Consider the following 13,871-nt stretch of genomic DNA (forward strand, 5'->3'; position numbering starts at 1 on the left):
GTCCCCGCTGGGGGCGCCTCGATCCGAAGGCGGTCACTCATGCGCACGACCCTGTTACGCGTCGCCGCGGGCGCGCTCTCCCTAGCACTTCTCATGGCCGGGTCGGCGGCCTGCGGATCCGGCGGCGACGACGCCGCGTCCGCGTCCGGCGGCTCGGTGACGTGGTACACGCCGATGCCCGAGGAACCCGCTCGGCGGCTCGCCGAGGCGTACGAGGCCGAATCAGGGGTCGAGGTCAAGGTGCTGCGGCAGAGCGCCGGCGAGCTCCTGGCGCGGCTGAAGGCCGAGGCGGGCCGCCCGCAGGCCGACGTGATCGGCCTGGCCAGCGGGGACGCGGGCCCGCTCGCCAAGGAGAAGCTGATCCGCTCCTACAAGCCCGGCGCCGAGGGCATCGACAAGCGGTTCATCGACCCCGAGGGCTACTGGCACGCCAACGAGCTGATCCTCATGACCGTCGGCGTCAACGCCGACCGGTGGAAGGAGGAGACCGGCGGCGCCCCGCTGCCCAAGACGTGGGACGAGCTGCTGCGCCCCGACCTGAAGGGCCAGCTCGTCATGCCGAACCCGACGCTGTCCGGCACCGGCTACACGTTCGTGGCCACGCAGTTCTTCCGCACCGGCGACGACGCGGCGGCCTGGAAGTTCCTCGACGAGTTCCACAAGCTGGTCGGCCAGTACACCGACAGCGGGGGAGCGCCGTCCCAGCTCGTCGCCACCGGCGAGTACGCGGCCGGCGTGTCCTTCGCCCACGACCTGCTCAACGTGCGCGGCGCGGGCTTCCCCATCGAGGTCGTCTACCCCAAACCCACCGGCGTCGTCATCTCCGGCAACGCGCTCGTCCAGGGCTCGCCGAACCCTCAGGGCGGCGAGAAGTTCGTCCAGTGGCTGCAGGGCAAGAAGGCGTCGCAGATGATCGTCGATCTGGTCCACTCCTATCCCGTACGCGGCGACGTCAAGCTCCCCGAGGGCGCGCAGAGCCTGGCCGAGCTCGACCTCGTGGACTACGACCCGGTGCGCGCCGGTGAGATGCGCGATGCGGTGTCGAAGGAGTTCGCCAAGCGGTACGGGGTCTGACGGCCGTGTCTTCGACGACCCTCACGAGCGATCCGCGCCCAGGGCGGGCGGCCCGGCCGGACTGGCAGGCGCGCAGCCGCAGGCGCCGGCTGGCCGACCGGGTCACGGTCGGCACGCTCGCGCTCTACGTCGGCGGTCTGCTCGTCCTCCTCGTCCTGGTGCCGACGGTGGCCATGCTGTTCGAGCCCGGCGGTGAGGCGTGGAGCAGGCTCGCCGAGCCGCGCGTCGCGGAGGCGGCCGAGAACACCGTCGTCATCGGCGTGGCCTCGACGCTGAGCGCCACCGTGGTCGGCTTCCTGTTCGCCTACGCGCTCAGCCGCCCCGACATCAGGGGCCGGGGCGTGCTGCGCGTGATGGCGCTGCTGCCGCTCATCTCGCCGCCGTTCGTCGTCGGCCTCGCGGTGCTGCTGCTGTTCGGGCGGCGCGGCCTGATCACGCACGAGCTGCTGGGGCTGGACGTCAGCCTCCTGGGGCTCGGCGGCCTCTGGCTCGTCCAGACGCTCGCCTTCTTCCCCATGGCCACGCTGACGCTGCTGCCGACGCTGAAGAACATCGGCTCCACCCTGGAGTGGGCGAGCAGGGACCTCGGCTGGACGTGGTTTCAGACCTTCCGCAGGGTCACGCTGCCCCTCGCCTTCCCCACGATCCTGAACGCGCTGCTGCTCGTCTGCATGTTCGTCATCACCGACTTCGGCAACCCCGTCCTCATCGGCGCCGGGTACCAGGTGCTGTCGGTCGAGGCGTACGTGCAGGCCGTGGGCAGGCAGGACTTCGGGATGGCGGCGGTGCTGTGCGTGCTGCTGTTCGTACCGACGCTGGTGCTCTTCCTCATCCAGCGGCGGGTCCTGGCGCGCCGCTCCGCGGTGACCGTCTCGGGCAAGACCGGCAGCCTGCCGCCCGCGCCGCTGCCCACGGCGGTGCGGCGGGCCCTGCTCGCCGTGCTCGGCCTGGTGAGCTTCCTGATGATCCTCATCTACGGCAGCATCCTGTTCGGCTCGTTCACCCGGGCGTGGGGCGCGAACTGGAGCCTGACGCTGGACCACTGGCAGACGGCGCTGCTGCGCGGTGACGACATCCGCAACTCCGCGCTGTTCTCCGCCACGGCGGCGATCATCACCACGATCAGCACGCTGGTCGCCGCGTACGTCGTGCACCGCACGAAGGTGTTCGGCCGCGGCGTGATGGACGGGCTCGCGGTGCTGCCGTCGGCGATCCCCGGGACGATGATCGGCATCTCGTGGCTGCTCACGTTCAACGAGCCGCCGCTGGCGCTGACCGGCACCGCGCTGATCCTGGTGCTGGTCATGGTGGTACGGGCCATCCCGGTCGGCTACCGGACCGCGGTGACCACGATCAACCAGATCAGCCCGTCGATCGACGAGGCCGCGACCGACCTCGGCGCCTCGCGCGCCCGGGTCATCGTCCAGATCATGTTCCCCCTGCTGGGCGGCGCGTTCACCACGTCGCTCGTGTTCGGGTTCCTGCACGCGATCAACACGCTGAGCGCCGTGATCTTCCTGACGTCGCCGGGGATCGGCCTGGGCGCGCCCACCATCGTCAACCTCGCCGAGTTCGGCCAGTGGGGCGCCGCGACCGGCGTCGCGGCCGGGCTGATGGTGGTCAGCTTCGCCGGGCTCGCCGTCGCGAAGCTCGCCCTCGGCTCCCGCCTGCGGCTCTACGACCTGTGACCCCTGCTGAGGGAGATTTCATGATCGAACTGAAGTCGTTGTGCAAGTCGTTCGACGGGGTGCCGGCCGTCCGTGACCTCAACCTCGTCGTCGGCCGCGGCGAGTTCCTCTGCCTCCTCGGCTCCAGCGGGTGCGGCAAGAGCACCACGTTGCGGATGATCGCCGGGTTCATCCGGCCCGACAGCGGGAGCGTGCTCATCGACGGCGTGGACGTCTCCGGCTTCGGCCCCGACGCCCGGCCGACGTCCATGGTGTTCCAGGACTACGCGATCTTCCCGCACCTGACGGTGGCGGAGAACATCGAGTTCGGGCTGAAGGCGCAGAAGCTCGGCAGGGAGGAGCGGGCCCGGCGTACGGAGGAGGCGCTGGACATGGTGGGGCTCGCCGGACTGGGCGGACGGCGGCCGAACGAGCTGTCCGGCGGGCAGCAGCAGCGCGTGGCCGTCGCCAGGTCGCTGGCCATCCGCCCGTCGGTGCTGCTCATGGACGAGCCGCTGTCGAACCTCGACGCCAAGACCCGCATCCAGCTGCGTACGCAGCTGCGCGAGATCCAGCGCGGCACCGGGACGACGATCGTCTACGTCACCCACGACCAGGAGGAGGCGCTGGCGCTCGGCGACCGGATCGCGGTCATGCGGGACGGCTCGCTGGAACAGCTCGGCAGCGGCCACGAGATCTACCTGACCCCGGCCAACGGCTACGTCGCCGACTTCGTCGGCATGACGAACTGGCTGGCGGGTGAGGTCGCCGGCACCTCGCCCGGCTCGTGGGACGTCGAGATCGCCGGGGCCGTGCTCCCGGTGACGCCCGCGGGCGCATCCGCGTCCGTCCCGCGCGGCGCGCCCGTCGATGTGTCGGTACGCCCCGAGGACGTGACGCTCGCCGGCGACGGGGACGGCTCCGCCCCCGCGCTGCGCGGCGTGGTCCGCGACGTGCAGTTCCTCGGCCCGGTCGTGCGCACCTACGTGGACGTCGGCGGCTCGATCGTGATCGTGCACTCGGCCCAGAGCGGCCGGTCCCCGGGAGAGGCCGTACGGCTGGTGGTCGGCAGGGCGCGGGCGTTCCCCAGGGCCGAGGGCGCCTGGCGGCCACCGTCGGCCAGGGCCGAGAGCGCCGTCGCGGTCGCGGCGGGCTGACGGCATGCGCACCCACCACCACGAGGCCGTGCTGCGCGAGCTGCTCGTCGAGCGGAGCCTGTCCGGCGGCATCAGGACCCTGCGCAGGCAGTCGCTGGCGTACGCGCGCAAGATGCTCGCCGGCGACCCGGATAACACCTTCGGGCTGCCGGACTGGCGGACCGCGACGCTGGAGGAGGTCGTCGCCGCCGTCGAGGACGGCATCGGCGACCGCATCACCGACGGCGACCCCGAGGAGGGCTACATCGCGCCGGAGCACACGCTGGCCGGCATCCTGGCCCACGCCGACGCGCTCGCCCCCTTCCTGCGCGAGGGCGGCGGCACGGTGCTGCTGGCGACCGGGCACCCGACCGGGCTGCTCGACCACTACGCCGAGCTGGCGCGCGCCCTGCGCAACACCGGCAACCGGGTCGTCCGCGTCCTGGACGACCACCGTCTCGACATCTCCGTCGGCGAGTACTCCGCCGGCCGTACGGGGATCCGCTTCTTCGGCGGAGTCGCATGCGCCTTCCACGACGAGGCCATCATGCACACCCACCGCCCCGACTACATGGACGCCATGCTCGCCGCGGCGGCCGGCGACGGCGTCCTGATCGATCTCGTCATCGCCGACCACGGCATGGCGGGCGCGGCGATCGCCGCCGGCCTGCCCACGCTCTCGATCGCCGACGCCAACGACATCGCCCTGTTCCTCGCGCGGTCCCGGGGACGGCACGAGGCCGTACTGCCCATCGAGGACAACTTCACGCCCGCCGAGTTCGCCCCGGTGACCGAGTTCATGCTCCGGCGGGCGGCCGGCATCGCCGTCTGAGAAGAATCGCTGTCTAAGGAGATGAGAATGTCTCGTCCCGGTTCGATGCGATGGAAAGTCCCCTCCGCCCTGTTATCGGCGGCTCTGGCCCTCACTCTCACAGGACCGGTCCCCGCGTGGGCCGAGCCGCCCGCCGTCACGGCTGCTGCCGACGCCGCGCAGCTCGCCGGTCGCACCGAGACGTACCGCGAGACCCGGCCCGTCGCACCCGGCGTCGAGCTGAGCACGGTCGAGCTGTACGGCCCCGACGCCGCCGACGGCCAGGAGGGCTGGCTGCAGACGTACCAGCTGTCGGTCGATCTCACCTCAGGCGTGCGGATCGACCGCATCTTCCCCGGCAAGGTCGCGCAGCGGCGCCCGCTGACCGAGATGGCCAAGGAGGCCGGCGCGGTCGCCGCCGTGAACGCCGACTACTTCGACATCAACGGCTCCGGCGCGCCATGGGGCGTGGCCGTCCAGGACGGCGAGGTGCTGCAGTCGCCGCTGCCCAACAGTAAGGCGACGCAGACGAAGAAGACCGCGGTGATGTTCTCCGAGGACCAGCTCGGCGCCATCGGCGAGATCGTCTTCGAGGGCACGGTCAACCTGCCGGGAGGCAAGACCGTACCGCTGAACGCGCTGAACAAGGCGGAGCTGCTGAAGGACCAGGTCGGCATGTTCACCCCGGTCTGGGGCACCTACTGCCGCTGCCGCCCGGTGAGCAACGTCAGCCAGACCATCGAGGTGGTGGTGCGCGACGGCGTCGTGACCGAGAAGGTCACCGTCCCCCGCGAGGGCGCGATCCCCGAGGGCACGTTCGTGCTGGTGGGCAGGGAGGCCGGGGCGACCGCGCTGTCCTCGCTGCGGGTCGGCGACCCGGTCTCCGTCGACTACCGGGTACGCGCCCCCGGCGACATGAAGGTCAGGGCGGCCATGAGCGGCCGCCAGCTCCTCGTCGAGAACGGTCAGCCGCTCCAGCTCTCGGCCGAGAACAACACCCCCGAGCCGCGCACCGCCGTCGGCTTCAACGCCGACGGCACCAAGATGTGGGTGGTCGCGGTGGACGGCCGCCAGCCCGAGTACTCCCGCGGCATCGGACTGAACGAGCTGGCGCAGATGATGGTCGATCTGGGCGCGCACACCGCGCTGAACCTGGACGGCGGAGGCTCGACGACGTTCGTCGCCCGCGAGCCGGGCGAGCAGGACGCCGAGCTGGTCAACCGGCCGTCCGACGCGGCGGGCGTCCGGCCGGTGCCCACCGGCCTCGGCATCTTCTACCCCGGCGGCAGCGGCAGGGTCACCGGCTTCCGGGTGAGCACGGAGACCGAGCGCAAGCGGTTCCCCGGCCCTGACGCGGGCGCGTCGTGGCGTACCGAGCGGGTCTTTCCCGGGCTGACCCGCAGGCTGAAGGCGGACGCGTACGACGAGACGTACGGTCCCGCCGTGATGCCCCGCAAGGCCGGGCCGCTGTGGGAGGTCGCGGACGGGCAGATCGGCCGGGTGGACGACGAGGGCGTGTTCCGCGCGGTCGCCCCGGGCCGTACGACCGTCACCGCCAGGCTGGGCGACGCCACCGGGAACATCGAGATGACCGTGCTGGGCGAGCTGGCCCGCCTGGAGACCGGACCGCGCAGGCTCAACCTCCCGCAGAAGGGCGCGAAGGGGACGTTCGACGTCAACGGCGTGGACGCCGCCGGATACGCCGCCCCCATCGACCCCGCCGACGTCACCCTCTCCTACGACACCAGCGCCCTGACCGTCACCCCGGACGCGACCGGCTCGTTCACCGTCACCGCCCGCGCGAGCTCGGGCGAGCACGTCGTCACGATGACCGCAGGCGGCGTGCGGACCGCCCTGGTCGTCGGCATCGGGACGGCGCAGGAGGTCGTGGACTCCTTCGACGACACCTCCAACTGGCGGGTGTGGACCATGCGCGCCAGCGGCACCGTCTCCTCCACCCCGAGCGGGCGCGCCGCCAACGGCCTGCGGCTGGACTACGACTTCACGCAGAGCACCGAGACGCGCGGCATCGGCATCTGGCCGATCGTCAACCGCTTCCCGGTGGCGGGCAAGCCGACGGCGTTCAAGCTCTGGGTGAAGTCGGAAGGCTACAACCAGCGGACGCGCCTGGAGGTCTTCGACAAGAACGGCATCCTGCACACGATCGAGCCCGCGTTCATCACCGAGCCGGGCTGGCAGCAGATCACGTACAAGGTGCCGTCCGGCATCGCCTACCCGATCACCCTGCGCCGTGTCTACTTCAACGAGATCAGGCCGCACATGCGCTACACCGGCACCCTGATCCTGGACGAGCTGACCGCCGTGGTCGCCAACTGACCCGGTCGCGGCCGCTCACGGGCGCACGCTGATGATGGTCTTCCCCCTGACCCGCTCGGCCGGGTCGAGGGCGGAGGGGCGTCGTCCAGCGTCGCGACGGTCCCGATGAGCGGCCGCAGCCGCCCGTCCCGCACCCGCTGGGCGATCCCGCCGAGCCGGACGGGGTCGGGCACGACGACGAAGTCGATCGCCAGGCCGCCGGAGGGTCGCACCTCTGGCGGCCCCGTGACGGACACCAGCGTTCCTCCTGGCCTGACCAGGGCCGCGGAGCGCCGCTGGATCTCCCCGCCGATCACGTCCAGCACCAGATCCACCTGGCCGACGTCCTCCAGGGCGTCGTTGCCGAGGTCAACGAACTCCCGCGCGCCGAAGCCGAGCACCGCCTGCCGGTCGGCGGCGCGCCCGGTGCCGATGACGTACGCGCCGGCCTCGCCGGCGAGCTGGGCCGCCATGGAGCCGACACCGCCGGCCGCGCCGTGGACGAGCACGCTCTGCCCCGCCTGGAGGCGGCCGTGGTCGAACAGCGCCTGCCAGGCGGTCAGGCCCGAGACGGGCAGGCTCGCGCCCACCGTGAAGTCGATGTCGCCCGGCAGCGGGGCGAGATCGCGCGCCTCGACGGCCACGTACTCGGCGAGGGTGCCGTCGCGGTACCAGTCGGTGATGCCGAACACCCGCTGCCCCACCGACAGTCCCGTCGTGCCGTAGCCGAGCGCGCCGATCACGCCGGCCACCTCGTGGCCGGGGATCGCCGGCGTACGGTCGCGGCCGAGGCGATCGGCCCACGTCGACGGCCACTCCAGCTCCGTGGGAGTGAAGCCTGAGGCGTGCACCTCCACCAGCACGTCGCCGATGGCAGGCTCGGGCCGCGGCCGCTCCGCCAGGGTCATCCCGGCCCTTCCCGCGGCCTCGTCGGTCACCACGATCGCCTTCATCAGGCCACCTCCCCGTTCCCTCGTGGGGCCTCTACCCAGGCGCGCAGCGTGGTGACCCGGGGGCGGCGCGTCAGGCCGGGCCGCGGCTCGCGGATCGGCGAGCCGCTCTCCACGGCCTCGGCTGGCCGTATGCGGTGGCTCAGGGGGAGGCGCACGGGGCGGTGTCGGTGCCCGGCGGGAGCTGGGCCCGCTCCGCCGCGGTGAACGAGCGCCCGCCCAGAACGGCGCACACGTGCGCGGCCCAGTCGTCCGGCGCGCTGGACAGGATGGACGCCTCATTGGCGTTGTAGAGCAGCTTCCTGCCCCTGTCGAACAGGGTGAGGGTCCCTTCCGCGTCGCCGATCTTGGCGATGGAGAACGCGGGATTGTAGCGCAGCTCCGGGTTCGCCTTGCGGAGCTGGAGCAGGTCGAAGATGTAGCCCTGGGACGGGCCCTCGGGCCGCGTCGCCGTCGGCTGTCCCGACACCGGCAGCGACCAGGCCGTGAAGTGCTCGCCGGCGGTGCCAGAGTAGGTGATGAGGCGGGCCAGATCGGGGCTCGCCGCGACGGTGCCGAACGCGCCGTCGCCGGGGAGGAGATGGCTCCTGGTGGCACGGCCGAGCGTGAGGTCCCAGTGCTCGACCTCTCTCGTCTCCCGTTCGATGACCAGGGCGGCGGTGCCCTCGGTGTTCGGCAGCACGACCAGCGCCTGATCCGCGTCCCACGTCGCGCCGGTGGGAATGCGCTCGCTCAGGTCCACTCCGGCGAACGCCTGCCGCAGCGGCCCGGTGTCCCAGACGGTGAGCATGCCCCCGGCGAAGACGACCAGACGGCCGTTCGCGGCCGCGTGCAGGCTGAGCGGTGCCGGATCGGCCGAGCCGGCGGGCAGGCGCGCAGAGCCGATCGTGCGCAGGTCGGGCACCGACATCAGCGTCAGGTCGGGGAAGCCGGCCCTGATCACCGCGATCTCCTGACGCCCGGTCAGCGCGACCACCCGCGTTTCCACTCCGGGGTCCGAGCCGCTGTCCGGGGCCGCGAGCCGCTCGCTCACCAGCAGTTTCGACGCGGCGTCCCACACGCGCAGGCGGCCGTCGCCGTCGTAGGTGACGACGTGGCGGCCGTCATCGGTGACCGTGGTCTGGCGCACCGCGTACGGGTCGGTGCCGAGCGTGCGGGCGGCGGGATACCTGACCAGGCCGGGCCCGCCGACCGCCCAGATGCTCCAGCGGCCGTCGCGGCCGGTGACCACGTACGAGGGGGTGTACGTGGCGGGCGCGCCGATGATCCGCCCGGCCCGCAGGTCGATGACGACGTCCTCCACGCACAGCAGCCTGCCGCCGTGGCTCAGCGTGCCCGGCCTGCCGACGTTGCCCTCGCAGCCGCGGATCGTGAGGGGGAAGTCCGCGATCTTCGCGCCGGTGGTCAGGTCGTGGCTGCGCACCCGTACGCCGTCGCGGGTGCGGACGCAGCCGGCCACGGTCCTGCCGTCGTGGGCGAAGACGGCCGCCGTGCGCACCGTCCTGGCCGGGCGTGACCGTCCCGGCTCGAACACCAGCAGCCTGCCGTCGCCCAGGGAGGCCGACAGCCGCCCGTCGTCGGCGATCTGGAGCGTCTGCGCCTCGCCGGGCAGCGAGACGCCGCGCGCCCGGCGCCGTTCCAGGTCCCAGACCCGCACCGTACGCGAGCCCGCCACCCGGACGGCGAGATACCGGCCCGCAGGGTCGAGGGCGAGCAGCGCCTTCCCCTTGGGGATCTCCAGCGTGCCGAGCAGCTCGCGATCGCGGGGTCGCCGCAGCTCGACGACCCCCTCTTCGGTGGCGACGGCCAGCACGCGGCCGTCGGCGGAGAGCGCCGTTCCCGCCAGCGGCGACGACAGCGTTATCCGCTCCGGCAGCGCCGAGCCGCCGTCCGGCTGCCAGATCGCGACCCCGTGGCTCTCCTCCTGGACGACCACGCCGCCGTCCTCGGCGGCGAGGATGCGTTCCGAGGTGACGCCGGAACCGGCCAGCAGCCGTTCCGCGGCGGCGAAGTCGCTGTAGCGGTCGAACAGCACCCGCTGCGCCTTCTGCACGCCGGGGTCGGTGCGGTAGGCGGCCACCGCCTGCAGGGCCGCCAGGTCGGGGTTCGCCTGACCCTTCTCCGCACGGTCGGCCAGGGTCTGCGCTGCCGCGGCCCGCAGCCGCTCCTGCCCCTCCTGCTCCTTGTTCCGGTTCTGGATGAAGAGGAACACGGCGACGAAGACGAGGGCCACGCCCGCGGCCACCGCGACCTGCCACGTGCGCCGGGCCCGAGCCGCCCCGCGGGCGCTCGCCTCGATGAAGGCGCGCTCGTCCTTCAGCAGATCGTCAGGACGTTCCCGCAGCCATTCCCGTGCGGTTTCCAGGTCGGTGCCGCCCAGCAGCCGGGCGGGCTCGCGCTCGGCCGACCAGCGTTCCGCGGCCCGCCGCAGCTCGTAATGCCAGATACGGAACTCGCAGTCCTCCTCCACCCACTCCTTCAGCCGCCCCCAGCGGGTGATCAGCGACTCGTGGGCCAGCCGCAGCGTCCGCACGCCCTGCCGGTCCTCCGCGGCGACCAGCAGCCGGGTGGTCGCCAGCTCCTGGCCGAGCCGCCACTGCTCATCGCCGAGCGCGTCCTGCGGCAGCTCGGCGCAGGACGGGAGGTGGTCGGGGGCCTGCCGGACCAGCCGCAGCAGCAAGGAGCGCGCGTGGGGGTGATCGGCGGGGGAGAGCTGCTCGTTCCAGACCTGCTCGGCGTAGGCGGCCAGAGCTCCCGTCACGCCGCCGATCTCCTGGTACGCGTCGTGCCCCAGCACGCCGCCGCTCTGCCGTTCCCACAGCAAGGTCAGGGCGAACTCCACCAGCGGGAGCTGCCCCGGTTCGTCGCCCGCGTCGTCGAGGATGCGATCGACCAGGCCAGGCTCGAACGCCACCCCGCGCTCACGCGCCGGACCCTCGACCGCCTCCCGCAGCTGATCGCGGTCGAGCGGCGTGACCATGTAGGACGCGTCCCGCCGGAGCTGGGCGGTTTCGAGCTGGGCGAGCACGTCGTGGGAGTAGTCGATCCGCACCGTCAGCACCGTGTGCACGCCCGCCGATGGCGTCCGCAGCAGGGGCAGCAACGCGGACACGAACGCGTCGGAGTCGCCGGCCGCGGTGTAGATCTCCTCGAACTGGTCGATGACCAGCACGACCTCGTCCATGCCGCTGCGGGCCCGCACCCGCTGGACGACCTCGACGATCCCGCCGCCGGTCAGCGCCTGGGCCAGATTCGGCAGCTCGGCCATGCGGGCGGCCTCGCTCTGGTCGGGTTCGAGCGCCGGGAGCAGGGCGGCGGCCAGCGCGTAGACCGGTGTACGCCCATGCGAAGGCCGTACGGTGACCACGCACGCCCTCTCCCGGAGCCTGGGCACCAGCCCGGCCATGACCAGCGAGGACTTGCCGCTGCCTGAAGAGCCGTACACGACCGTGACGCCCGGCCGCGAGGTCCGCTCCAGCAGGTCCGCGACCTCCTGACGGCGGCCGAAGAAGACCTCGGCGTCGCTCTCCCTGAACGCCTCCAGCCCTCGGTACGGCGCGGGGGCCGCCGCCTGGGCCGCAAGGTCGCGCAGCAGCACGTCGGCGGGGATCACGTACGGGGCGCCTGAGCCGTCGGTGGTCAGGATGCCGATGAGCGCGTTCAGCTCCTCGTCCCATACGACGGCCCCGCTGAAGCCGGGCGTCAACTCGCGCGCCTTATCATCAACCTGGATCCAGCCGTCACCGCGCCGGCCGCGCAGCTCTCCTGGCGCCCATTTCCCGCCGCCGTGCGCGCCGGGGAAGCCCAGCACCCGGATGGAGTGGCCCCAGTGGTCGTCCGCGATGACCGGCCTGGCCGGCTGCGCGCCCTTTGGAGGCGGCTCGGCCAGCCGCAGCACCGCGACGCCGGCCTCTCCGTCCCACGCCGCCACCTCCGCCGTGATCGGCTCGTGCGCCCGGCCGAGCAGCGGGAAGTCCACTTGGACGGGCTCGTCCGGCCTTTCGCCGTCCTCCAGCCCCAGAGCCGCGCTGACGACGCGCGTGCAGGTCACCACGTCCCGCTCGCCCATTAGGCAGCCGCCACCACCGGACACTCCCATCGGGCCTCGGACGCGAGCGGCGGAAAGTCCCAGACGCACGCCTCGCCCGGTCCTCGGCGACCCGGCCGCTTCTGGGGTGGGCGGCGGCTCGGCGGCGGGCGGGGGCGGTGCGGCGACCTCCCGAGACGGGGCCGACGGCGGCCGGCGAGCATAGTAGATGGCCATGATCCCGGTCCACATCCCTGCGCCGCCGAAGAGCATGCCGAGCGGGCTGGACTTCTTGTCCACGACCTCAAGGACCGGGTCGGGCAAGGGCAATGCCATGTACACAGCCCCGCTCAAAGTCAGCGCCGCGGCTGATCCGATCAGGAAGATCCACGCGACCCGCTCAATCCACGAGCGCCGGCGTGCACGGCGTCGTTCCAGGGAAGTGGGCACAATTCCAGAGTGCCTCTCAGAAGATCTTCCGCGCCGGAAGATGGCGATCCTGTTATCCGGCCGCCACGGCCGGGACCGGCTGCGGCGCCTGGGCAGCAGCGGCACGGGAGCGCTCCGCGCGGGGAACAGCACGGCCGTGGCCAGGATGACGCCGGCGGTGATCCACCAGGCGGTGGCCAGGCCCAGGTGCGTCGCCACCCAGCCGAGCCCGGCCGCCGCCACCGCGCCTCCGGCCTGCAGGAGCAGCGAGTCGACCGACAGCAGCGTGGTGCGCTCGGCCGATGAGGCTCGCTGGTGCAGCATCTCGCCGCGGAGCAGCTCGCTGACGCCGCAGCCGACGTACAGGGTGACGTAACCGAGACCGGCGAGCACGATCGCGAGGGCGCCGCCGAGCGAGGTGGAGGCGGCGAGGACCGCGAGCGACAGCGCGGTCAGGCAGGTGCCGGTGATCGCACCCCGGCGCGAGCCGCGCGCCAGCCGGGCGGTGAGCGGGGCGAGTGCGCTGCCGAGCGCGCTGCCCGCGTACCCGATGGCGCCGACGGCGGCGTAGACCATGCCCGCGCTCTCCGGCTGCCCGGTGAGCTCCTGCAGCCGTCCGGGCGTGAAGATCTCGATGGCGTTGAGCACGACGCCCACGCCGGCCGCGACGAGCAGCAGCCTGGTGACGGCGCGTTCGCGCAGCCCGCTGCGCAGACCGGCGGTGATGGCGACCGGCACGCCGCGCAGCACGTTCCCGAACGAGGCGGCGCGCTCGCGCGGCGGCTCGGGCAGGGCCGCGAGCGTGACGGCGAGCTGCACGGCGGCGGCGGTGGCGGCCAGCAGCATGGGCACCGACAGCGGCACGAGCGGCCCCAGCGACCAGGACGCGGGCAGCACCAGCGGGACGATGCCGCCGACCAGCGTGCCCCCGCACAGCGCTATGGAGCCCATCGACGCGCCCCTGGCCAGGCCCGGCTTGAGGTCCGCGCCGGGGCCGTCGGCGGCGTGCATGGTGTCGACGTACCAGGCTTGGACGGGACCGCTGGCCAGCGCCCGGGAGACCGCCTTGAGCACGAACGCGACGGCGAACAGCCCGAAGCCGGTCGCCAGGCCCATCAGCACCAGACCGGCCAGGGAGAACAGCGCGGAGGCCGCGATCGTCGCGCGGCGGCCGATGACGTCGGCGAGCCCGCCGGTGGGCAGCTCCAGGGCGACGACCGCGATGGAGTGGATCGCCATGACGAGTCCGACGGTGGCGACGTCCATGCCGCGCTGGAGCATCAGCAGGACCATGGGCGCTCCCATCAGCCCGGCGGGCAGCCAGGCGAGGAAGCTGACGAGCGCGTAACGACGGGCGGCGGTGCGAGCGGTGAGTGGCACCTTGGCGGCTGTCATGATGCCACCGTAAAACCGCAAAGCCTTTTTTGCAAAGGCTTTTTTGCGATCTTGGGACGGAAGGCG

At 72.6% G+C, this 13,871-nt stretch carries 7 protein-coding genes; 5 read left to right on the plus strand and 2 right to left on the minus strand.

Annotation, left to right across the window (positions count from 1 at the left end):
* The first annotated feature begins 39 nt into the window (after nt 1-39).
* From WBK31_RS02470 to WBK31_RS02490, 5 genes are read left to right on the plus strand one after another with little or no spacing between them, the layout of a single operon-like run.
* Complete coding sequence (locus tag WBK31_RS02470) at nt 40-1,074, plus strand: ABC transporter substrate-binding protein (RefSeq protein WP_364058207.1); 1,035 nt, start codon at nt 40-42, stop codon at nt 1,072-1,074.
* A 5-nt stretch (nt 1,075-1,079) separates the two neighbouring features.
* Entirely contained in the window at nt 1,080-2,762 is a 1,683-nt protein-coding gene (locus WBK31_RS02475; protein WP_406674262.1) for an ABC transporter permease, read from the plus strand.
* A gap of 20 nt (nt 2,763-2,782) precedes the next feature.
* Nucleotides 2,783-3,898: an ABC transporter ATP-binding protein gene (locus WBK31_RS02480; protein ID WP_406674263.1), complete on the plus strand. Its 1,116-nt coding sequence runs from the start codon at nt 2,783-2,785 to the stop codon at nt 3,896-3,898.
* Nucleotides 3,899-3,902: 4 nt separating this feature from the next.
* Nucleotides 3,903-4,709, plus strand: a complete 807-nt coding sequence (locus WBK31_RS02485; protein WP_364058198.1) for a phosphatase — start codon at nt 3,903-3,905, stop codon at nt 4,707-4,709.
* A gap of 27 nt (nt 4,710-4,736) precedes the next feature.
* Nucleotides 4,737-7,025 (plus strand): phosphodiester glycosidase family protein, encoded by a 2,289-nt coding sequence (locus tag WBK31_RS02490; protein WP_406674264.1) that lies wholly within the window; start codon nt 4,737-4,739, stop codon nt 7,023-7,025.
* On the opposite strand, the gene WBK31_RS02495 is transcribed toward WBK31_RS02490, so the two are convergent.
* Together WBK31_RS02495 and WBK31_RS02500 are read right to left on the minus strand one after the other, a co-directional pair.
* Nucleotides 6,974-7,957, minus strand: a complete 984-nt coding sequence (locus tag WBK31_RS02495; protein WP_406674265.1) for an NADP-dependent oxidoreductase — start codon at nt 7,955-7,957, stop codon at nt 6,974-6,976. The two genes, WBK31_RS02490 and WBK31_RS02495, sit on opposite strands and share 52 nt — an antisense overlap.
* Nucleotides 7,958-8,096: 139 nt before the next feature.
* Nucleotides 8,097-13,805, minus strand: a complete 5,709-nt coding sequence (locus tag WBK31_RS02500; RefSeq protein ID WP_406674266.1) for an MFS transporter — start codon at nt 13,803-13,805, stop codon at nt 8,097-8,099.
* Nucleotides 13,806-13,871 lie beyond the last annotated feature (66 nt).

Origin of the sequence: Nonomuraea sp. N2-4H, from assembly GCF_045291505.1 — a bacterium.
In the GTDB taxonomy this organism is placed as follows: domain Bacteria; phylum Actinomycetota; class Actinomycetes; order Streptosporangiales; family Streptosporangiaceae; genus Nonomuraea; species Nonomuraea fastidiosa.

Coding starts and splice junctions, on each gene's coding strand:
- WBK31_RS02470 (WP_364058207.1), top strand. CDS start 40: ATGCGCACGACCCTGTTACGCGTCGCCGCGGGCGCGCTCTCCCTAGCA.
- WBK31_RS02480 (WP_406674263.1), top strand. CDS start 2,783: ATGATCGAACTGAAGTCGTTGTGCAAGTCGTTCGACGGGGTGCCGGCC.
- WBK31_RS02485 (WP_364058198.1), top strand. CDS start 3,903: ATGCGCACCCACCACCACGAGGCCGTGCTGCGCGAGCTGCTCGTCGAG.
- WBK31_RS02490 (WP_406674264.1), top strand. CDS start 4,737: ATGTCTCGTCCCGGTTCGATGCGATGGAAAGTCCCCTCCGCCCTGTTA.
- WBK31_RS02495 (WP_406674265.1), bottom strand. CDS start 7,957: ATGAAGGCGATCGTGGTGACCGACGAGGCCGCGGGAAGGGCCGGGATG.
- WBK31_RS02500 (WP_406674266.1), bottom strand. CDS start 13,805: ATGACAGCCGCCAAGGTGCCACTCACCGCTCGCACCGCCGCCCGTCGT.